Source organism: Polaromonas sp. P1_E11, assembly GCF_056405995.1.
In genome coordinates, this window is record NZ_JBFUBA010000008.1 from 87,839 (window position 1) to 108,028 (window position 20,190).

The 20,190-nt window shown below is 61.5% G+C and carries 17 protein-coding genes and 1 pseudogene; 11 read left to right on the plus strand and 7 right to left on the minus strand.

The window, feature by feature from the left end; translation table 11 throughout:
• Positions 1 to 346 precede the first annotated feature (346 nt).
• Genes aceE through lpdA form a run of 4 tightly spaced genes read left to right on the plus strand, consistent with a single transcriptional unit; the run spans position 347 to position 7,260 of the window.
• Positions 347 to 3,082: a pyruvate dehydrogenase (acetyl-transferring), homodimeric type gene (gene aceE / locus AC1D11_RS21275; RefSeq protein WP_477651258.1), complete on the plus strand. Its 2,736-nt coding sequence runs from the start codon at positions 347 to 349 to the stop codon at positions 3,080 to 3,082.
• A gap of 44 nt (positions 3,083 to 3,126) precedes the next feature.
• On the plus strand, positions 3,127 to 4,794 hold the full coding sequence (gene aceF, locus AC1D11_RS21280; RefSeq protein ID WP_477649686.1) for a dihydrolipoyllysine-residue acetyltransferase: 1,668 nt from the start codon (positions 3,127 to 3,129) through the stop codon (positions 4,792 to 4,794).
• 13 nt (positions 4,795 to 4,807) lie between these two features.
• A complete protein-coding gene (locus AC1D11_RS21285; protein WP_477649687.1) occupies positions 4,808 to 5,398 on the plus strand; it encodes an MFS transporter in 591 nt (196 codons plus the stop codon).
• On the plus strand, positions 5,395 to 7,260 hold the full coding sequence (gene lpdA, locus AC1D11_RS21290; RefSeq protein ID WP_477651259.1) for a dihydrolipoyl dehydrogenase: 1,866 nt from the start codon (positions 5,395 to 5,397) through the stop codon (positions 7,258 to 7,260). The genes AC1D11_RS21285 and lpdA overlap by 4 nt, the downstream gene beginning before the upstream one ends.
• 109 nt (positions 7,261 to 7,369) lie before the next feature.
• Here the strand turns inward: lpdA and AC1D11_RS21295 are convergent, their stop codons facing one another.
• On the minus strand, positions 7,370 to 8,308 hold the full coding sequence (locus AC1D11_RS21295; protein WP_477649689.1) for a LysR family transcriptional regulator: 939 nt from the start codon (positions 8,306 to 8,308) through the stop codon (positions 7,370 to 7,372).
• Positions 8,309 to 8,492: 184 nt separating this feature from the next.
• Here AC1D11_RS21295 and AC1D11_RS21300 point away from each other — a divergent pair, with 184 nt between their 5' ends.
• The 7 genes and pseudogenes from AC1D11_RS21300 (at position 8,493) to AC1D11_RS21330 (ending at position 15,768) form a co-directional block, all read left to right on the plus strand.
• Positions 8,493 to 9,695 (plus strand): amino acid aminotransferase, encoded by a 1,203-nt coding sequence (locus tag AC1D11_RS21300; RefSeq protein ID WP_477649690.1) that lies wholly within the window; start codon positions 8,493 to 8,495, stop codon positions 9,693 to 9,695.
• A 17-nt stretch (positions 9,696 to 9,712) separates the two neighbouring features.
• Positions 9,713 to 10,504 (plus strand): class II aldolase/adducin family protein, encoded by a 792-nt coding sequence (locus tag AC1D11_RS21305; RefSeq protein WP_477649691.1) that lies wholly within the window; start codon positions 9,713 to 9,715, stop codon positions 10,502 to 10,504.
• A gap of 4 nt (positions 10,505 to 10,508) precedes the next feature.
• Complete coding sequence (locus AC1D11_RS21310; protein WP_477649692.1) at positions 10,509 to 11,492, plus strand: 2-dehydropantoate 2-reductase; 984 nt, start codon at positions 10,509 to 10,511, stop codon at positions 11,490 to 11,492.
• A gap of 12 nt (positions 11,493 to 11,504) precedes the next feature.
• Positions 11,505 to 13,205, plus strand: a complete 1,701-nt coding sequence (locus AC1D11_RS21315; protein ID WP_477649693.1) for an FAD-dependent oxidoreductase — start codon at positions 11,505 to 11,507, stop codon at positions 13,203 to 13,205.
• Between the two features lie 29 nt (positions 13,206 to 13,234).
• On the plus strand, positions 13,235 to 13,423 hold the full coding sequence (locus AC1D11_RS21320; RefSeq protein WP_477649694.1) for a hypothetical protein: 189 nt from the start codon (positions 13,235 to 13,237) through the stop codon (positions 13,421 to 13,423).
• Between the two features lie 108 nt (positions 13,424 to 13,531).
• Positions 13,532 to 13,952, plus strand: a pseudogene (locus tag AC1D11_RS21325) (FAD-dependent oxidoreductase); the annotation flags it as partial.
• Positions 13,953 to 14,346: 394 nt separating this feature from the next.
• Positions 14,347 to 15,768, plus strand: a complete 1,422-nt coding sequence (locus AC1D11_RS21330; RefSeq protein WP_477649695.1) for a reverse transcriptase family protein — start codon at positions 14,347 to 14,349, stop codon at positions 15,766 to 15,768.
• A gap of 61 nt (positions 15,769 to 15,829) precedes the next feature.
• On the opposite strand, the gene AC1D11_RS21335 is transcribed toward AC1D11_RS21330, so the two are convergent.
• From AC1D11_RS21335 to AC1D11_RS21360, 6 genes are all read right to left on the minus strand, one after another.
• The gene (locus AC1D11_RS21335; protein WP_477651260.1) at positions 15,830 to 16,624 is read right to left on the minus strand and encodes a bestrophin-like domain; all 795 of its coding nucleotides are present in this window, start codon (positions 16,622 to 16,624) and stop codon (positions 15,830 to 15,832) included.
• Between the two features lie 361 nt (positions 16,625 to 16,985).
• Entirely contained in the window at positions 16,986 to 17,897 is a 912-nt protein-coding gene (locus tag AC1D11_RS21340) for a polysaccharide deacetylase family protein (protein ID WP_477649697.1), read from the minus strand.
• A 7-nt stretch (positions 17,898 to 17,904) separates the two neighbouring features.
• On the minus strand, positions 17,905 to 18,270 hold the full coding sequence (locus tag AC1D11_RS21345) for a nuclear transport factor 2 family protein (RefSeq protein ID WP_477649705.1): 366 nt from the start codon (positions 18,268 to 18,270) through the stop codon (positions 17,905 to 17,907).
• A 347-nt stretch (positions 18,271 to 18,617) separates the two neighbouring features.
• The gene (soxA, locus tag AC1D11_RS21350; protein WP_477649698.1) at positions 18,618 to 19,394 is read right to left on the minus strand and encodes a sulfur oxidation c-type cytochrome SoxA; all 777 of its coding nucleotides are present in this window, start codon (positions 19,392 to 19,394) and stop codon (positions 18,618 to 18,620) included.
• Positions 19,391 to 19,714 carry a thiosulfate oxidation carrier complex protein SoxZ gene (gene soxZ, locus AC1D11_RS21355; RefSeq protein ID WP_477649699.1) on the minus strand — a complete coding sequence of 108 codons (324 nt, stop codon included), beginning with the start codon at positions 19,712 to 19,714 and terminating at the stop codon, positions 19,391 to 19,393. The genes soxA and soxZ overlap by 4 nt, the downstream gene beginning before the upstream one ends.
• A complete protein-coding gene (locus AC1D11_RS21360; RefSeq protein ID WP_477649700.1) occupies positions 19,714 to 20,187 on the minus strand; it encodes a SoxY-related AACIE arm protein in 474 nt (157 codons plus the stop codon). Before AC1D11_RS21360 ends, soxZ begins: the two co-directional genes overlap by 1 nt.
• Between the last annotated feature and the right edge of the window lie 3 nt (positions 20,188 to 20,190).

Sequence of the window (20,190 nt, forward strand, 5' to 3'; positions counted from 1 at the left end):
GGTGCAGTTTAAGTGAGATGCCCCTCTGTGGTCAGGGTTGACCCTGATCTTTTAATGTGAGGTTGCGGGCTGCGCTGTTGCATCGCTGGTTTCGGTAAAGCAGCCGGTATTTGCCAGGGGCATTTCCCCGCAGGTATCGATTTGCTGAATTTCCGTGAAATTTCTTAATGTGAAATCAATAAGCACTATTTGAAATTTAACAAATATTGTGAGAAACTAGACGCTTGAATCTAATTTGCGTTTAAAACACGCTTAGGCGCAATTGGACACAGGCTCCGCGCACAGCCCGACAAGAGGCTGTATTGCGGATTAACAAAGCTTTATCAGGCTACTCAGGAGACAAAAAATGGCTGCCATTCCGAACCAAGCGGGCGACAACTTGCGCACTGCCGCCAACGACGCGCTGGACAAGGACACCCAGGAAACCCGCGAATGGATGGACGCCCTGTCCGCCGTCATCGAAAGTGAAGGCCCCGAGCGCGCCCACTTTCTCCTCGAGCAACTCCTTGAGCACGCCCGCCAGAAAAGCATCGACATGCCTTTCTCGGCCAATACGGGCTATGTCAACACCATTGAAACCGACCACGAAGAGCGCTCTCCCGGCAACCTCGAGATCGAAGAACGCCTGCGCGCCTACATGCGCTGGAACGCCATGGCCATGGTGGTCAAGGCCAACCGCCTGCACCCCGCTGATGGCGGCGACCTGGGCGGCCACATCGGCTCCTTCGCCTCGCTGGCCAGCCTGTTCGGTGCCGGCTTCAACCATTTCTGGCATGCCGAGAGCGCTGAACCGGGTAAAGAGCACGGCGGCGACTGCCTCTACATCCAGGGTCACGTGTCGCCAGGCGTCTATGCCCGAGCCTACCTGGAAGGCCGCCTGACCGAAGAGCAACTGCTCAACTTCCGCCAGGAAGTCGACGGCAAGGGTCTCTCAAGCTACCCGCACCCCAAGCTGATGCCCGAGTTCTGGCAGTTCCCCACCGTCTCCATGGGCCTCGGCCCCTTGATGGCGATCTACCAGGCCCGTTTCCTCAAGTATCTGCACGCCCGCGGCATTGCCAACACCGAAAACCGCAAGGTCTGGGTCTTCTGCGGCGACGGCGAGATGGATGAAGTTGAATCGATGGGCGCCATCGGCCTGGCCGCGCGCGAAAAGCTCGACAACCTCGTCTTCGTCATCAACTGCAACCTGCAGCGCCTCGACGGCCCGGTGCGCGGCAACGGCAAGATCATCCAGGAGCTCGAAGGCGAGTTCCGCGGTGCCGGCTGGAACGTCATCAAGCTCATCTGGGGCAGCAACTGGGACCCTTTGCTGGCCCGCGACAAGGACGGCGCGCTCAGGAAGGTCATGATGGACACGGTGGACGGCGACTACCAGGCCATGAAGGCCAACGACGGCGCCTTCGTCCGCAAGCATTTCTTCGGCAAGGACCCGCGTACGCTCGAGATGGTCGCCAAGATGAGCGACGACGACATCTGGAACCTGCGCCGCGGCGGCCACGATTCGCAAAAAGTCTATGCGGCTTTCCACGCAGCCGTCAAACATGAAGGCCAGCCTACCGTCCTGCTGATCAAGACGGTCAAAGGCTTCGGCATGGGCAAGATCGGCGAAGGCAAGAACAACGTCCACCAGACCAAAAAGCTGGCCGACGAAGACATCAAGGCTTTCCGCGACCGCTTCAACATCCCGATTCCCGACAGCCAGCTGGCCGACATCCCGTTCTACAAGCCGGCCGATGACACACCCGAGATGCGCTACCTGCACGAGCGCCGCAAGGCGCTGGGCGGCTACCTGCCGCACCGCCGCGTCAAGGCCGACGAGCAGTTCACCGTGCCGGCACTCGAAACCTTCAAGTCGGTGATCGAGCCCACGGCCGAAGGCCGCGAAATCTCGACCACGCAGGCGTATGTGCGCTTCCTCACGCAACTGCTGCGCGACCAGGCCCTGGGCCCGCGCGTGGTGCCCATCCTGGTGGACGAAGCCCGCACCTTCGGCATGGAAGGCCTGTTCCGCCAGATCGGTATCTACAACCCTGACGGCCAGCAATACACGCCGGTCGACAAAGACCAGGTCATGTACTACAAGGAAGACAAGCAGGGCCAGATCCTGCAAGAGGGCATCAACGAAGCCGGCGGCATGAGCAGCTGGATCGCAGCGGCCACCTCGTACAGCACCAACAACCGGATCATGATCCCGTTCTACGTGTACTACTCGATGTTCGGCTTCCAGCGTGTCGGTGACCTGGCCTGGGCGGCCGGCGACATGCAGGCGCGCGGCTTTCTGCTGGGCGGCACCTCGGGCCGCACCACGCTGAATGGCGAAGGCCTGCAGCACGAAGACGGCCACAGCCACATCCTGGCCGGCACGATTCCCAACTGCATCAGCTACGACCCGACCTTTGCCCATGAAGTCGGCGTCATCCTGCACCATGGCCTCAAGCGCATGGTCGAGAAGCAGGACAACGTGTACTTCTACCTCACGCTGTTGAACGAAAATTACGCGATGCCCGGCCTCAAGCCCGGCACTGAAGAGCAGATCATCAAGGGCATGTACCTCTGCAAGGAAGGCGCCAAGCTCACGCCGCGCGTGCAGCTGCTCGGCTCCGGCACCATCCTGCGCGAATCCATTGCCGCGCAAGAGTTGCTCGAAAAAGAGTGGGGCGTTGCCGCCAACGTGTGGAGCTGCCCGAGCTTCAACGAACTGGCCCGCGACGGCCAGGACTGCGAACGCTGGAACCTGCTGCACCCGACCGACAAACAGCGTGTGCCGTTTGTCAGCCAACAGCTTGAGAAGCACACCGGCCCCGTGGTCGCATCCACAGACTACATGAAGGCCTATGCCGAGCAGATCCGCTCCTTCGTACCCAAGGGCCGTACCTACAAGGTGCTGGGCACCGACGGTTTTGGCCGCAGCGACTTCCGCAGCAAGCTGCGTGAGCACTTCGAGATCAACCGCCACTACATCGTCGTGGCGGCGCTCAAGGCGCTCAGCGAAGAGGGCACCGTGCCGGCGGCCAAGGTTGCCGAGGCCATCAAAAAGTACGGCATCAACGCCGACAAGATCAATCCGCTTTACGCTTGAGTTAAAACCCTGACGTAGCACCTGTAGCAACCGGAGACAAGAATATGGCAGTGGTAGACATTCAAGTTCCTGATATCGGGGATTTCGACGAAGTGACGGTGATTGAGCTGATGGTCAAGCCCGGCGATACCGTGAAGGCCGAGCAGTCGCTCATCACCGTGGAGTCCGACAAGGCCTCCATGGAAATCCCCTCCAGCCACGCGGGGGTGGTGAAGGAGCTCAAGGTCAAGCTCGACGACAAGGTCAAGCAGGGCTCCGTGGTCCTGACACTGGAAGTTTCCGGCGCCGAAGCCGCCCCGGCTTCAACAGAAAAACCGGCCGCAGCGCCCGCTGCGCCAGCGCAAGCAGCTAGCAAATCTGTAGCAGCGTCGGCGCCTGCACCCGCAGCGGCCCCGGCAGCCTCCGGCCCGGTGGAAGTCCGCGTGCCCGACATCGGCGACTTCAAGGACGTGTCCGTCATTGAAGTCCTGGTCAAACCCGGCGACATCATCAAGGCCGAGCAGTCGCTGATCACCGTCGAGTCCGACAAAGCCTCGATGGAAATCCCGTCGTCCGCCGCAGGTGTACTGAAAGAGCTCAAGGTCAAGATGGGCGACGTCGTCAACATCGGCGACCTGCTGGCCATCCTGGAAGGTTCTGCGGCTGTGAGCGCATCGCCAGCACCCGCACCGGCCCCCACCGCGGCGCCTGCAGCGGCATCCGCTGCAGCCCCCGCACCGGCAACCTCATCCGCTCCCGCGAGCCAGCCAGCCCACAACCCCACCACCGCGCCTCAGGGCAACCTGCCGCATGCATCGCCCTCGGTGCGCAAGTTCGCGCGCGAACTCGGCGTGCCACTGGCAGAAGTCAAGGGCAGCGGCCCCAAAGGCCGCATCACGCAAGACGACATCCAGGCCTTCACCAAGTCGGTGATGGACGGCAGCGTGCGCACCCAGGCGCAGGCCGCCAAGGCCCCCGCATCTTCGGGCGGCGGGGCAGGGCTCGATTTGTTGCCATGGCCCAAGGTCGACTTCACCAAGTTCGGCCCGGTCGAGCGCAAGGACCTGTCGCGCATCAAGAAGATCAGCGGCGCCAACCTGCTGCGCAACTACGTGATGATCCCGCACGTCACCAACCACGACGATGCCGACATCACCGAGCTGGAAGCCTTCCGCGTTTCGACCAACAAGGAAAACGAAAAGGCGGGCCTGAAGGTCACCATGCTGGCTTTCCTGATCAAGGCCAGCGTTGCGGCGCTGAAGAAATTCCCCGAGTTCAATGCCTCGCTCGACGGCGATCAAATCGTCTACAAGCAGTACTACCACATTGGTTTTGCCGCCGACACGCCCAACGGGCTGGTCGTCCCCGTGCTGAGAGACGCCGACAAAAAAGGCGTGCTGCAGATCAGCCAGGAAATGGGCGAGCTGGCCAAGAAGGCGCGCGACGGTAAATTGACGCCCGCCGAAATGCAGGGCGCCAGCTTCACCATCTCTTCACTGGGCGGCATTGGCGGGCGTTACTTCACGCCCATCATCAATGCGCCGGAAGTCGCCATCCTCGGCGTGTCCAAGAGCCAGATGGAGCCGGTCTGGGACGGCAAGGCCTTCCAGCCGCGCCTGATGCTGCCGATGTCTTTGGCCTGGGATCACCGCGTGATCGACGGCGCAGGCGCTGCGCGCTTTAACGCTTATCTGGGCCAAATCCTCGCCGACTTCCGCCGCGTCCTCCTCTAAACGGGGCGGAACCATGACAACACTTGTAGTCGTCAAAAAGGCGGGGCAGGTTGCCATCGCGGCCGACACGCTGGTGACCTTCGGCGACACCAGCCTGGGCCATCGGTTTGAAGCCAACAGCAAGATCTTCAAGGTCGACACGCCTGCCGGCATGAGCTTTGTGGGCATGGCCGGTACGGTGGCGCATTTTCCGGTGCTGCGCAAGGCCATGGCGGCCTTGCCCAAAGAGCAGCTCAAGCTGGGTTCGCGCGACGAGGTGTTCGACACCTTCGTCAAGCTGCATCCCATGCTGAAGGAAACGTTCTTCCTGCAGACCAAGGAAGACGACAACGATCCCTACGAGTCCAGCCAGTTCACGGTGGTCATTGCCAATGCCAGCGGCATTTACGGCCTTTACAGCTACCGTGAAGTCTTTGAGTTCAAGGAATTCTGGGGCATCGGCTCAGGCCGCAGCTTTGCGCTCGGCGCCATGCATGCCGCCTGGGACAAGGCCAAGACCGCACGCGAAGTAGCCATGGCCGGCCTGAACGCGGGTTGCGAGTTCGACAAGAACTCCGCTGGGCCCGTCGACATATTCACCCTTAAATTGAAAGCCTCCAAATGAGTGCATCCCCCGTGATCGACATCAAGGTACCGGACATCGGCGACTTCGACGAAGTGTCCGTCATTGAAGTGCTGGTCAAGCCCGGCGACACCATCAAGGCCGAACAGAGCCTGATCACCGTTGAAAGCGACAAGGCCTCGATGGAAATCCCGTCGTCAGCTGCCGGTGTGGTCAAGGACATCAAGGTCAAGGTGGGCGACAAGGTCAAGCAAGGCTCCGTCGTGCTGACGCTGGAAAGCACCGGTGCTGCCGCTGCGCCCGCAGATGCGGCACAAAAACAGGCTGCAGCGCCCGCAGCGCCTGCGCAAGCAGCTCCTAAAACTGTAGCGAGCCCTGCCGCAGCACCAGCCCCGGTTGCCGCCAGCTTCACCGGCTCGGCCGACCTGGACTGCGACGTGCTGGTGCTGGGCGCCGGCCCCGGCGGCTATTCCGCCGCCTTCCGGGCCGCCGATCTGGGCCTGAAGGTTGTGCTGGTGGAGCGTTACGCCACGTTGGGCGGCGTCTGCCTGAATGTCGGCTGCATTCCTTCCAAGGCCTTGTTGCATGTGGCCGCCGTGATGGACGAGGTCAAGCATTTCGACAGCCTGGGCGTGAGTTTTGGCGAACCCAAGCTCGACATCAACAAATTGCGTACCCACAAGGAAAAAGTCGTCGGCAAACTCACCGGCGGGTTGACGGCCATGGCCAAGATGCGCAAGGTCACCGTCGTGCGTGGCATCGGCCAGTTCGTTGGCGCCAATCACCTGCAGGTCGAAGAAACCAGCGGCGCCGAAGGCCAGGAAAAAACGGGGAAAACCCAGACCATTGCGTTCAAGAACTGCATCATCGCTGCGGGCTCGCAGGCGGTGCGCCTGCCGTTCATGCCAAATGATCCTCGCGTGGTGGACAGCACCGGTGCGCTGGCGCTCAAAGAGGTACCCAAACGCATGCTGATCCTGGGCGGCGGAATTATCGGCCTCGAAATGGGCACGGTGTATTCCACGCTGGGCGCACGCCTGGATGTGGTCGAAATGATGGACGGCCTGATGCAGGGCGCTGACCGCGACCTCGTTAAAGTCTGGCAAAAGATGAATGCGCCGCGTTTTGACAACATCATGCTCAAGACCAAAACCGTGGGCGCCAAGGCCACCAAGGCAGGCATCGAAGTCACGTTTGAGTCCGCAGAAGCAGGCGGCAGTGCCCCGGCCCCGCAGACCTATGACCTGGTGTTGCAAGCTGTGGGCCGGACACCCAATGGCAAGAAGCTGGCTGCCGAAAAAGCCGGAATCACGGTCAGCGACCGCGGCTTCATTCCGGTCGATATCCAGATGCGTACCAACGTGCCGCACATCTTCGCCATCGGCGACATCGTGGGCCAGCCCATGCTGGCGCATAAAGCCGTGCACGAAGCGCATGTGGCTGCCGAAGTCATTGCCGGTGAACTGCAAGGCAACAAGGAACTGGCCAGCGCAGCCTTCAACGCCCGCGTGATCCCCAGCGTGGCTTACACCGACCCCGAAGTCGCATGGGTGGGCCTCACCGAAGACCAGGCCAAGGCCGAAGGTATCAAGGTCAAGAAGGGCCTGTTCCCCTGGACGGCTTCCGGACGCGCCATCGCCAATGGCCGCGACGAAGGCTTCACCAAGCTGCTGTTTGACGACAGTCCCGAAGCGCACGGCCACGGCAAGATCCTGGGCGGCGGCATTGTCGGCACGCATGCCGGCGACATGATCGGCGAGATCGCACTGGCCATCGAGATGGGTGCCGACGCCGTCGACATCGGCAAGACCATCCACCCGCACCCGACGCTTGGCGAAAGCATAGGCATGGCAGCCGAAGTGGCGCATGGCAGCTGCACCGATTTGCCGCCAACACGGAAGTAAAGATCGAAAAATTCGCTGAAAACGCTACAAATTCAGTAGCTGGCCGCGCAGATTCCGCAAGGGCTGCGCGGTTTTTTTGTGCGGCACTAACGCGTGTGTGCGACTTGAATCATGGCTTGCGCCGGAACTGAGTCTGCATATCCCGATCCCAACGCAGCAAGCACGGTGCCAGGAATTCAGCAAAGCCGTCTGCCGGTGGAGACAGCGCGCGCGCGACGGGTCGATAAATGCAGACATGCCGGATCGTCTCTGGCTCGACTATGTTGCGCATGACGAGGCCAAACGTCGCCGCCAGCGGGGCGACGTAGGTCGGCGCCAGCGTTGCGGCAAGTCCATGCGAGGCCAGACCGAACGCGGTGGTGACGTTGTCAACCACATCGATGGGGATGATGCGCGTGTCCGCCGGCAGATTGACGAACATCTGCGCGACCCCGCCTTCGTGGTCACGCCCGGTCGTAACCAGCGGCACATCGCGTAAGTCTTGCCAGCGCACGCGGCTGAGCTGATTGAGCCGATGGGTCGGGGCGCACCACAACACCCAGGGGGTCGCATATACCTGTTCGCAATGAACCTCGTCCCCCGTCGGGCGGTCCGGGCCTATCGCGAGGTCCACGTCGCCACTTGCGACGCGTGCGACGAGTTGCTCGACCGGCGTATCACAGATCCGCACGATGACTTTTGGCTTCTTGCGCGCATATTCAGCGATGGCCGCCGGCAGTGCCGTGCTGGCCAGCACCAGCGGTGCGCCCACGCGAACGATGCCCGCGGCGCGGTTGCGAATATCGTCCGCCGATTGAGCGGCAGCCTGCACATGGCGCAAAACGGATTCGGCCGAAGAGAGGAAATCTTTGCCCGCACTCGACAGGCTGACACGCCGCGTCGTGCGGTCGAACAGCCGGAAGCCCAGCTCCGACTCCAGTTCAGCCAGTAGCTGACTCACGGCCGAGGACGTCAGACCGAGCCGTTGCGCCGCCGCGCCGATGCCATGGAGGTCGGCGATGGCGAGAAATGCTTCGAATTGTCGAAGGGTGACGCGGTTCAGAGGCATGGTTGGATTGTAAAGAAAAACTTACGAATTCCGGAAAATCGATTGATTGTTCAGTGTGGCGTTCCGATCGACACTCTTTTTGCGACGCGCCACTCCCAACCCGATAGCCGCCCGCAGCGGACCCGGTCGTCTCACCTGTCTCGCCCGTTTTTTAACTTATCCAGTCCTCAGGAAGAGAGTCACCATGTTCGAACATATTCCCTCCTATGCCGGCGACCCTATCCTCAGCCTCAATGAGGATTTCCAGCGCGATCAACGCGAGAACAAAGTCAACCTCAGCATCGGCATCTATTTCGACGATGCAGGCAAGCTGCCGGTGATCGGCGCCGTCGGCACCGCGGAAACGGAAATGCTTGAGGTTATAGGTCCGCGCCCGTATCTGCCGATGGCGGGCCTGGCGACCTACCGCGACGCGGCGCAGGCACTCGTGTTCGGCGCCAATAGCGAGGCGCGGGCACTCGGTCGGATTGCGACCTTGCAAACGATAGGGGGATCTGGCGCACTCAAGGTCGGCGCCGATTTTCTGAAACGCCATTTCCCGTCTTCCCAGGTCTGGATCAGCGATCCAAGTTGGGAAAACCATCGGGTCGTGTTCGAAGGTGCGGGCTTCACCGTGAACAATTACCCCTACTACGATCCGGACACGGGAGGCGTGCGCTTTGCCGAGATGCTCGATGCGCTCAAGCGCTTGCCAGCGCAAAGCATCGTGTTGCTGCACGCATGTTGTCATAACCCGACGGGGGTTGACTTGAACGATGGGCAATGGGGCGAACTCATTCCCGTGTTGCAGCAGCGGCGCCTGATCGCATTCGTTGACATGGCCTATCAGGGATTCGGCGCGGGGCTGGACGAAGACGCATCCTGCATCCGCTTGCTCGCGTCCGCTGGCGTGCCACTCGTGGTTGCCAATTCGTTCTCCAAGAATTTTTCGCTTTACGGCGAGCGGTGTGGCGCGCTCAGCGTGCTGTGCGAATCAGCCGACGAGGCGGGCAAGGTATTGGGCCAACTGACATCGACCGTGCGCGCCAACTACAGCAGTCCTCCAACTCACGGCGCGCGCATCGTTGCCAGCGTGCTGGCCACGCCATCTCTGCGCGCAGCGTGGGAGCGGGAATTGAGCTTGATGCGCGAGCGTATCGTCGCGATGCGGCACGCCATGCACCAGGGCTTGAGCGGCCGCGCGGACGAGCTCCTGCGGGCGCGCTACCTCACGCAGCGCGGCATGTTCACCTATACGGGCTTGACAGAAGCGCAGGTTGAACGGTTGCGCAAAGAGCACGCCGTCTATCTGTTGCGCTCCGGGCGCATGTGCGTCGCAGGATTGAATGAACGCAACGTCGGCGACGTGACGAAGGCGATCGCCAACGTGCTCTCCTGCGCGGCTTGAACCGGGGCAAGTACATCATGTCGATGATTGAAAAAATCCCATCCCCTGCGCAGGATCGTGCCGCGATGCACCACGACGAGTGGCAAGCTCGGGTGCAACTGGCTGCCTGCTACCGTATCTTCGCGCTGCTCGGCTGGACCGAGATGATCTACAACCACATCACCCTGCGCTTGCCGGTCAGCGTCAGTGGAGATGAGCGCCAATTTTTGATTAATCCGTTCGGACTCCACTACAGCGAAGTCACCGCCAGCAAGCTCGTGAAGATTGATTCGCATGGCAACATTCTGGACGGATCGCCGTATCCCGTGAATCCTGCCGGCTTTACCGTGCATGCGGCCATCCATGGCGGCGTGCCAGGTGCACATTGCGTGATGCATACGCACACGACGGCGGGCGTTGCCGTCGCCTGCCTTGAGCAGGGTCTGCAGCAATCAAATTTTTACAGCGCGCAATTGCACGACATGCTCGCCTACCATGACTTTGAGGGCATTACGATTCATCCCGAGGAAGGGCCGCGCCTGCTGGCGCACATCGGTAACCGGCCTGCGGTGATTCTGCGCAATCATGGCTTGCTGGCGTGGGGACAGACGCTGCCGCAAACCTTCGCGATCTTGTGGACCCTGAACCGCGCGTGCGAAATCCAACTGGCCACGCTTTCGATGGGAGCCGCGCGCCCGATCCCCGAAGCGGTGGCGCGAAGTTGCACACGCGACGCGTTGCAGTTCGATCCCCTCCACGGGGCCGGGCAAGACATGTTCGACGCCCTGGTGCGACAAATCGATCGTATCGATCCCTCTTACAAGGAATGAAATGATGAAAATCTGTATTTATGGTGCCGGCGCGATCGGGGGCTGGATTGGCGTCAAGCTGGCCCAAGCCGGTTGCCAGGTGAGCGTGGTGGCGCGCGGCGTGACGCTCGCGGCGATTCAGCAACATGGGCTCCGGCTCGACGAAGATGGCACAAGCCATGCGGTCAGTGTGCGCGTGAGCGCGTCGCCGGCCGATCTCGGACCGCAGGATCTCGTGATCGTTGCTGTGAAGGCGCCCGCGATGGGGGCCGTCGCGGCGCAGATTGCACCCTTATTGAAACCAGACACGATGGTCCTGACGGCGATGAATGGCGTGCCGTGGTGGTTTTGTGCCGGGCTGGATGGGAAAAGTGCCGGCCAGCGCTTGAAGACGATCGATCCTGACGGTGCGATCGCCATGGCCATTCCGGCCGCGCAGGTGGTCGGTTGCGTCGTGCATGCCAGTTGCCTGCTCAAGGAACCCGGCTACGTGCTTCACCGCCAGGGTCATGGTTTGATACTCGGCGACGCGGCAGGCCAGTCGGGAGCGCGCGTGCAATCGCTGTGCGCGAAATTGGTCACCGCAGGCTTTGATGCCTCGGTGTCTGAGCGCATCCAGCGCGACGTCTGGTACAAACTTTGGGGCAACATGACGATGAATCCGGTCAGCGCGCTGACCGGGGCGACGACGGATCGCATTCTCAGCGACGATCTGGTGCGCGAATTTGTCACCTACGTGATGCTTGAGGCAAAGGAAGTCGGTGCGCGCCTCGGCCTGCCCATCGATCAAGAACCGGCCGACCGACATGCGATCACGCTCAAACTGGGCGCAATAAAAACGTCCATGCTGCAAGACGTGGAAGCGCGCAGGGCGGTCGAACTCGACGCGCTGGTTGGCACGGTGAGAGAGCTGGGCCAGATCGCCGAGGTGCCGACACCATTCACCAACGCCTTGTTGGGCCTGGCGCGCCTGCAGGCGCGTACCTTGGGTCTGTATCCGAACGATTGACATGTCCGAACGATGAATATGGAATTCAAGCACTATCCCTTTACAGCGAAACGTTATGCGGGCCTGCTGCCGACGAGGACGCATGGCATCGAAGTGAAACGGCATGCCGTCGCGATCATCGGCGGCGGCCCGGTCGGCTTGGCTGTGGCCCTTGGGCTGGCGAACCATGGCATCCCCTCCGTGCTGATCGAGGCGGACGACTCTGTTTGCCATGGCAGCCGCGCGATCTGCATTTCGCGCCGTAGCCTGGAAATCATTGAACGCCTGGGTGCCGTCGAGGGATTCCTGGAGAAAGGCTTGCCCTGGGCTGGAGGCCGCAGCTTTTACCGCGACCAGGAGGTGCTGCACTTCACGATGCCGCAAGACGAGAACCAAAAGCTGCCGCCCATGGTGAACCTGGCTCAATACCATATCGAGCAATTTTTGCTCGATGCTGCGGAAAGGAAATCGGATCTCATCGAGATTCGCTGGCAGACACGGGTGACGGCTATCGATGCGCACGCCGACGGTGCAACGCTGACTGTTGCCACCCCCGAAGGCGAGTATTGCCTCAACACGGACTGGGTCGTCGCGTGTGACGGCGGCCGCAGCACGATCCGCGAGGCGCTCGGCCTGCCACTCCAGGGGACCAGCTACGAGGGCCGGTATGTGATCGTCGATATCGCGCTTGAAAGCGAGCGGCCGACCGAACGCCTGGCCTACTTCGATCCCTCGTCCAACCCCGGTTCCACCGTGCTGGTTCATAAGCAACCGGACAATGTCTGGCGCATCGACTATCAATTGCGTGACGGCGAAGACGCTGAAGAAGCCGTGAAGCCGGAAAATGTGATCCCGCGCGTGCAGAGCCTGCTGGAGATGATGGGCGAGCGCGGCGATTGGGCACCGATCTGGATCACGATCTATAAGGCCCATGCGTTGACTCTTGAGCGCTATCGGCATGGACGCGTCCTGTTTGGTGGCGATGCGGCCCATCTGGTGCCGATTTTTGGTGTGCGTGGAGCGAATTCTGGCATTGACGATGCCGACAACCTGGCCTGGAAACTGGCCTTGGTTGTTCAAGGTCTTGCCGGCGAAAGTCTGCTCGACAGCTACTCGGATGAGCGTGTCTTTGCCGCCCGTGAAAATCTTCACTATGGCACCAAGAGTACCGAATTCATGGCGCCGCCATCGTTCGCCTTCGCGTTGCTGCGCGATGCCGTGTTGAGTCTGGCGGTCAAGCACGAGAGCGTGCGTTCCTTGATTAACCCGCGGCAGAGTTCGCCCATACGCTATGAGGCGTCGCCCCTCCATATGGCCGCTCAGGTGCCCCATGCATTCATTGCAGGTCCGATACCGGGCGCCGTGCTGCCCGAATGTCCATTGTCAATCGTCCAGGATGGCAACGCACGGGAGGCCCATTTGACCGACCTCATCGGGCCGTGTTTCACGGTCTTGCGTTTTGGCGAAGACGGCGCCGTGCCAGCGCAATTCGCAGCGCTGCAAGAAGAACTGCAAGACGGGGCGCTGCCGTTCAAGTTCGTTGCGGTGAGCGCGCATCGGGATCAGACCAATAGTGATCACTGCTGGGACCATACAGGCCGATTCCGCACCCTCTATGGGGCGGCTCCCGGCACCATCTATCTGATACGCCCAGACGGCCATGTTCTTGGACGCTGGCACGCAGCGAGCGCGCAGGATATCGCCACGGCCATACGGCATGCCCTTCATCCATAACCACGATCAATTTGCAAAAGGACTGCGCCATGACAGACAGCGAACTCGACGCCGTGTATACCCAACTGTGCAACACCATGACCCGTCTTGGCGAGGCGAACGCCTCCTTATTTTTGGCCCGCTTTGCGCTGCTGGCGATTGATCGCATCGGCAACCCAGGCCTTGCCTTTGTCCTCATCGATGACGCGAGTGAAGGAATGCTTGAACGAGCGTTATGACGCCGGCGTGGCGGGTTGGCAGGCCCAGGCGGCGCTCGCCCATCCCAGTACGGTAGTACCTCTACGACAAGACGGGACGCGCCCTCACCAACGGCAATACTCCCAGTCGGTTCTTGCATCATCGGGCTTGAAATGGGCACGGTCTACAGCACCCTGGGCGCACGCCTGGACGTGGTGGAAATGCTCGACGGCCTGATGCAGGGCGCTGACCGCGACCTGGTGAATATCTGGCAAAAAATGAACGCGCCGCGCTTCGACAATCATGCTGAAGACCAAGACAGTGTCCGCACGTGCCTTGCCTGAAGGTCTCGAAGTCACGTTTGCATCGGCAGAAGAGGGCGGCACCGCTCCCGCACCCCAGGTCTATGACCTAGTGCTGCAAGCCGTGGGCCGTACGCCGAGCGGCAAGAAGATCAGCGCCCAGAAAGCCAGCGTGGCCGTCACCGACCGCAGCTTCATCAACGTCGACATCCAGATTCGCACCAAGGTGCCGCGCATCTTCGCGATGGGCGACAGCGTGGGCCAGCCCACATCGCCGATCTTCAGGTGAAAAGTGCCTCTGACCCTTTTCAGGAAAGCGCGAGATGCTATTGAATTGATAGCGAGTTGCATTCTCTTGGGTGACATATTTTTTTGACATGCGCGGGCCCTGTAGACGTACACCAAAAGCATTCCCTGTTGTTTTGGCACCTTCACAGCGCCGGAAAACAACTCGTTGCCAAGGGCAAGCCATTAGAATTTCGACGACGCCAGCATTCCAAGTGTTGCGAGCGGGACGTGATTCGTTGCTGCCTGTCCGCGCCATGGGGTACCCCCATGGTTTTTTTGTACTTTGCAATTTCGGCGCGTGAGCGGACTGCGCATTCTGCGCACCGAGCTCACGCAGGACCTGCTGGTTGGGATGCTGGCGTCAACCCAATTCCATGCGCGAAGCCAGCTTCCGACATTTGATTGCACGCGGCCTGGCTCGCGCACTGCTCGCCGACGCGGGCAACGCGGGCGGCACTACTTTGGGCGCCCTTCAGGCAAGGGCTGCAGCAGCCCTCGGGCGGCGCCCCGCGTGGCTTCGGGAACTGCTTGAACCGCTGTCTCTGTTGTCGGCCATCACCTGGCAAAAATTTGACGTCACTTCGCTTGCACGGCGGCTGGAGGCATCGCATGCCTTTGATCTGGCCTTTGGGGAGAAGGACGACGACGAAGACGGGGAGCCCAATGACTCCAGGGAGCCGCAAGCCGCGCAGTCAAGCGATGACCGGGATGATCCCGAGCCGGAAAGACCACCGCGTATTCGCCGGCTGATCCTGCGACCGGCGGTGATGCGGCCCCGGCCGTTGGGGCTGGAGGCTTGCACCTTGCCCGACATCGCCACGGATGCGGATCTGGCGGGCTGGCTCCAGCTCTCGCGCGAGCAACTGCGCTGGCTCGCTCCGGCGACGCCGGCAGTTGTTGAACACTATCGCTACAGCCTGCAGCCCAAGCAGACGGGTGGCCTTCGGTTGCTGGAGACGCCCAAAGTGGAGCTCAAGCGGGTGCAGCGCCACATCCTGCATACGCTGCTAAGCCAGGTGCCTGTGCACGAGGCCGCACACGGCTTTACCGCTGGCCGTTCAGTTAAAACCCATGCGGCAACCCATGTTGGCCAAGCTGTGGTGATTCGTTTTGACTTGCGCGATTTTTTTGGAAGTGTAGGGGCGGCCCAGGTCAACGCCGTCTGGCGCACGCTGGGTTACCCCGAAGGCGTGGCGCGAAGTCTCACCGCACTCTGCACACACCGCACGGCGGGGATGGTGATCGAGCGTTTGCGCGACGATGGCGGACTTGACTGGATAGGGGCCACGCGCCTTGGTTCCGCGCATTTGCCGCAAGGCGCGCCCACCTCCCCGGCGCTGGCCAACCTCTGCGCTTTCAATCTCGATTTGCGGCTTGAGGGATTGGCCTGGGTGTTCGGCGCGAGCTATACGCGCTACGCCGATGACCTGGTATTTTCAGGCCCCGAGTCGCTGCGACGGCAGTTTCGTGCCTTGCACGCCTGGGTTGCAGAAATTGTCCGCGATGAAGGCTTTACCCTCCATCCGGACAAGACGCGTTGCCTGCCGCGGCATCAGCGGCAGCGCGTGACCGGAGTCGTGGTCAATGTGCTGCCGAATGTTCCGCGTGATGATTTTGATCGGCTGAAAGCGTGTTTGCATCAAAGCGTGCTGCATGGGCCAGCATCACAAAACAAAGACCGGCTTGTCGACTTTCGCTCGCACCTGCTGGGCCGGATCGGTTGGGTCGGGCAATTCAGCATGACGCGGCGGGTCAGACTCATGCGCCTGTTTGAGCAGATCAACTGGTCGACCTGAAGGCTGCGAGGGCCGTGGAAGTGGCGCACGGCCGTTGTACGGATTTGCCGCCGGCGCGGCGCTAGTGTGGGGACGGCATTAGGCGTTCCTGAACCAGCTTCAGGGCGTCCGGCGAGACGCTCTCTTCGCCGCGGAAGGGATGGTCCATCGCGGCGATGAAAAACAGCATCAGGCCGACAAAACTCGCGAGGATGCCCGACAGCACAAGGTGTAGCGCCAGCCGGTCCATGGAAAACAGCCACAGCAGCGAAAAGTTCAGCGCCGCTCCCAGGCACACCACCCACCACAGCACACCCGAGAGGGAGGTGCTGACGCTCTGCAGACGCGTATACCTGGCCTCCAGAAAGTTGTTGAATTGCCGCAGCGTTTCGGCATGCAGGATTTCCTGGGTCCGGCTGGCGGGAGTAAATGACAGCAGCTTTTGATGAAGGTCTGAAACGCGCGTGGTGCCGCCAGCATGCAGCCGTCCTTGCCGCTGCTCGGGCCAGGCTTCGACGATCAGAAAGCGTACGTAGTCCCTCATCTGGCCTTCCAGGGTGGTACGCGCAGGCTCCGGATAGTTCGACAAATCACGGTACAGCGCCGCAATGGCGGTGGCCTCCTTGCCCACGGCTTTTTCTGCATCCGCGAAGTTCTGGTAGGTGGCAACCGCGATCAGGCCCAGCATCAGCCCATAGAACACCCCATAAGCCGAAAGAAAGTAGCTGACAAATTCATTGGCGTCCGGATGCGAGCCCACCCACTTGCGCATCAGCGGCCGCAGCAAGAGCAGGCCACCCCACGTGTAGGCCAGGCAGACGGCGCAAAAAAGCAGCGCCAGCATCCAGTGGGGTATGTCGTAGATCCAGTAGAACATGGTACCTTGCCTCCTCTTTGTATGCCGAACTCCACTCCGATGCGGATGATAACCACGGTTGCATGCCGGAAGCTTTCGGCCCGGCGGTCCCGGCAAATGCGGGGCAGTGCTGCGGCAGGGATTGAATACCTGAAAAATGTTGAAGTGAAAGTTGGCTGAAAGTCCTTTAAATACTGAGCAAGCAGCTATCAATTTAATAGCTAACTCGCTTTATGTGCACCTCAGGGCGTACACCGGGCGACTCCAGTGCTGTGCCTTTCGCGCGGACATTCAGCTCAAGCTCCACCAGCTCCTGCGCGTAATAAGCAAAAGCCTCTGCCCGCGCTCCGGCACGCACACGAGCGCCTCTTCCAGGGGCCACTCACGCGGCCATCTGTACGGCGTGCCGGAAGATATCGCCCGGCGTAGTCATCCAGACCTGGCCCCGGTCACGTGCGGCGGCGACATGCTGAAGCGCACGCCGCAGGTGCCGCAGGCGGTAAGGCTGGCCGACGATGTAGGGGTGCAGTGCAATGCCCATCACCAGTGGTGCTGAACTGCCGGCCTGTGATTGCTCCAGCATCTCGTCAAGCTGGTCGATGATCATCTGCGCAAAGTCTTTCCCGTCCATCTGCCGCGCAATGATCATCGGGATGTCATTGAGTTCCTGCGGGTAAGGCACGGCCCACAAAGCCTTTCCGCTGCGGGTGCGCATCGGCAGCGGCTGGTCGTCGTGACACCAGTTCAGGGTGTAGCCGTAGCCGCTTTCGGTCAGCAGGTCAGGGGTATGCAGGCTTTCCGATATCCACGGTGAAAGCCACCCCGCCGGTGCCTGGCCGCTTTCCTGTTGCATGCGTGCGCGGCACTGCACCAGCAGACGGCCTTCGCCCGCTTCACTCATGGCGGCCTGGCGTTCGGCATTGGTGTGGCCATGGCCGACCAGTTCGTGGCTGCGCGCTACGCAGGCAGCCACCAGCTCGGGGCAGTGGTCATACAGTGCGGTGTTGATCAGGGCGGCCGCCGGCAGGCCCAGGCTGTCAAACAGCTCGAGGCAGCGCCAGCTGCCCACGCGGTTTCCGTACTCGCGCCAGCTGTAGTTCAGGACATCCGGCTGCGGGCTGGCCGGGCCGATGGTGGCACCCATGCCCTCGCCGAAGGCAAAGTGCTCGATGTTGAAAGCCAGGTAGACAGCCAGACCAGCGCCGTTGGGCCAACGATAAGGTTTGCGCTGGTTGATCGCCTGGTAGTCAAAGCGATTGTGCGTCGGCAGGGCGCCGCTATAGCTTGCCGCCATCAGCTGATCACAGCACAGCCAGGCCTGCCCGCACCAGCAGCCATTCGGCGCTGTCGTTCCACACGTCCATGTGCGTGATCAGCCCGCTTTTGACGACATAGCGGTCCACATAGCGGTTGCCTTCAAAAGGCGTTCCGTCAGGCCATTCTCCGTACAGGGTTCCCAGGCTGTAGACCACCGCTTCGTCGGGGGCGGAGCCGTTAGAGCCGGCGGCAACCGTTTCGGTGCGCTCAATCTTTTTTTTCACCCATTTGTAGCGCGATGCATTGAATTTGGTGCACTCAGCGGGGGCGCTCATGGCCCGGCCGCCGGTGAAAAGAATCTTCATGCCGGGTGCGGTGAACCGGCTGGCGGCGACCGGGTCAGGAAGCATGATGAGCCGGAGGAACTCATTGACCACATCGGCAGCGCTTGCCGTATCGCTGGAAAAGGCGTGGGTGCTGTTCACTCAGGGTGCTCCTTCGGCTGTCGTTGCCGGAAAAATCATGTTATCACCTCGACGTTGGCCAGCTTGGCCACGCCGCTCCAGGTGTCTATCTGCGCATTGATTCACTGAACGCAACAAGGTTGAAGCGGGAAGCGGCTGAAGAGGTCTGGCGATCAGCAACTTGTGTGCCAATTCGACTGTTCATGCATGCGCGCTTTGCGGCTGAGTTTTCGTTGCGCCCTGCGGCGGGGGCCGGGAGGCACCTCCCTCCTGGCTTGCGGTCACACGACAAGTCACGGCCGCACGCCCGGTGTCTCCAGCACCATGCCTTTCGCGCGGGCATTCAGGTACAGCTCAAGCTCTACCAGCTCCTGCGCACCGTATGCGAAAGGCTCGGCGCGTACGCCGCTCATGCAGCCACGCAGGCGGCGCTGCAGCGAGCCCATGGCCTGCCACTCGAGCCTGTATACCGGGTAACCCGTCGGGTGTGCTTCTGGAATTACGCTGCTGGCCAGCCGCCTGCCGGCCAGGCCGTCATGGCATTGCGCGCATGACAGGTTGAGCTGGCCCATGCGCTGCGTGAAAAGTTGCTGCCCGCGCTGGCGGAAGGGCTCCAGCCTGACGTCTTCCGACGGCGCCAGCGGCAGGCCGCGCGACTGGAGTGCGACATAGCTTTCCAGACTCAGAAGTTCCTGGCTTTCGGGGCGCAGCGGAGTAGCCTGCTGGTGCTGCTGGCGGCACTGGTTGATGCGCTGGCCCAAAGTGACAGGGCGGCCCAGCTGGGTGTTAAACGCCGGGTAACGCGCCGCCACGCCGCGCATGCTGTCCGGCGCTGCTGCGTGGCAGCTGGCACAGGCTTTTGCGCTGGCACCCGTGGGCTGCTTCCATAGGGCTTCGCCGTCCTTGACCCACAACATGCCGGGATTGAGCGCATCGTCTTTCTGCATGGCCTGTGTGGATGCGCCCATATAGTCAAAGCCCGAGTGACGAGTGTCTTTGCCTGGAGCTGTCTGCGCGCTGGCATTGCTGATCAGCAGACCCAACAGCATGCCTTGCAAAATCCGCATCATGGCGAGACGGTGAGGTTGATGCTCTCCGTCTGCGTAAAACCGTTGTCGCCCTCCCACCGAAGCACCAGCGTGCCGCTGTCGGTGGCCACCGTATGGAAGGCGAGGTAGGGGTTGGCCGAGACGGCCGAAAACAGCTCGGCGCTGAAGATCAGTTCACCGTTGTAGCGGCAGCTGAAGGTCTGGATGATGTTGCGCGGCAAGACCTTGCCGTCCTCGCCGGCGCGAAAGCCGGTTTCCATTGGGTGGCCTATGGTCGCGCGTATCTCGATAACTTCACCGCGCTTGGCGCTGGCCGGCGCATTGATGAGTGTGCGGGCCATCAGGGATCACCTTCTATGCAGGCGGCAAGCGTGACGATCACGTTCACGGTGTGCGACCAGTAGCTGCCGTCGCTCATCTGTGCGACGGCCACAAGCTGTTGTGAGGTGGCCAGGCGTATGCGTGTTGTCACGCTGGCCTTGCCGGAGCGAGGCCCCAGCGTGAAGCGGGCCACATCGCGCTGGGGGTTTTTCTCGTTGAAGACGGCAATGCTTTTCACGTGGTCGACCGCCGTCATGGGGCTGTCCACCGTGGCGGTGATGGGCACCACATTGCCGTTATCCACCAGCTCCGCCACGTCGAGTTTGACCTTGCCGGCCCGCACCGGAGCGCCTTGGGTGTAGGCCGCTACCGCTACTGCCAGCTCACCGGCCTGCGCCGCTGCGGGGCGCAAAACGACGCTCAGGCCCATGCTGGCCGCGCCCGCCAGAATCTGGCGCCGATTAAAAGAAATAAAACGGCCTGCTGTGGTCATGAG

Coding starts and splice junctions, on each gene's coding strand:
- aceE (WP_477651258.1), top strand. CDS start 347: ATGGCTGCCATTCCGAACCAAGCGGGCGACAACTTGCGCACTGCCGCC.
- aceF (WP_477649686.1), top strand. CDS start 3,127: ATGGCAGTGGTAGACATTCAAGTTCCTGATATCGGGGATTTCGACGAA.
- AC1D11_RS21285 (WP_477649687.1), top strand. CDS start 4,808: ATGACAACACTTGTAGTCGTCAAAAAGGCGGGGCAGGTTGCCATCGCG.
- lpdA (WP_477651259.1), top strand. CDS start 5,395: ATGAGTGCATCCCCCGTGATCGACATCAAGGTACCGGACATCGGCGAC.
- AC1D11_RS21295 (WP_477649689.1), bottom strand. CDS start 8,308: ATGCCTCTGAACCGCGTCACCCTTCGACAATTCGAAGCATTTCTCGCC.
- AC1D11_RS21300 (WP_477649690.1), top strand. CDS start 8,493: ATGTTCGAACATATTCCCTCCTATGCCGGCGACCCTATCCTCAGCCTC.
- AC1D11_RS21305 (WP_477649691.1), top strand. CDS start 9,713: ATGTCGATGATTGAAAAAATCCCATCCCCTGCGCAGGATCGTGCCGCG.
- AC1D11_RS21310 (WP_477649692.1), top strand. CDS start 10,509: ATGAAAATCTGTATTTATGGTGCCGGCGCGATCGGGGGCTGGATTGGC.
- AC1D11_RS21315 (WP_477649693.1), top strand. CDS start 11,505: ATGAATATGGAATTCAAGCACTATCCCTTTACAGCGAAACGTTATGCG.
- AC1D11_RS21320 (WP_477649694.1), top strand. CDS start 13,235: ATGACAGACAGCGAACTCGACGCCGTGTATACCCAACTGTGCAACACC.
- AC1D11_RS21330 (WP_477649695.1), top strand. CDS start 14,347: ATGCGCGAAGCCAGCTTCCGACATTTGATTGCACGCGGCCTGGCTCGC.
- AC1D11_RS21335 (WP_477651260.1), bottom strand. CDS start 16,624: ATGTTCTACTGGATCTACGACATACCCCACTGGATGCTGGCGCTGCTT.
- AC1D11_RS21340 (WP_477649697.1), bottom strand. CDS start 17,897: ATGGCGGCAAGCTATAGCGGCGCCCTGCCGACGCACAATCGCTTTGAC.
- AC1D11_RS21345 (WP_477649705.1), bottom strand. CDS start 18,270: ATGCTTCCTGACCCGGTCGCCGCCAGCCGGTTCACCGCACCCGGCATG.
- soxA (WP_477649698.1), bottom strand. CDS start 19,394: ATGATGCGGATTTTGCAAGGCATGCTGTTGGGTCTGCTGATCAGCAAT.
- soxZ (WP_477649699.1), bottom strand. CDS start 19,714: ATGGCCCGCACACTCATCAATGCGCCGGCCAGCGCCAAGCGCGGTGAA.
- AC1D11_RS21360 (WP_477649700.1), bottom strand. CDS start 20,187: ATGACCACAGCAGGCCGTTTTATTTCTTTTAATCGGCGCCAGATTCTG.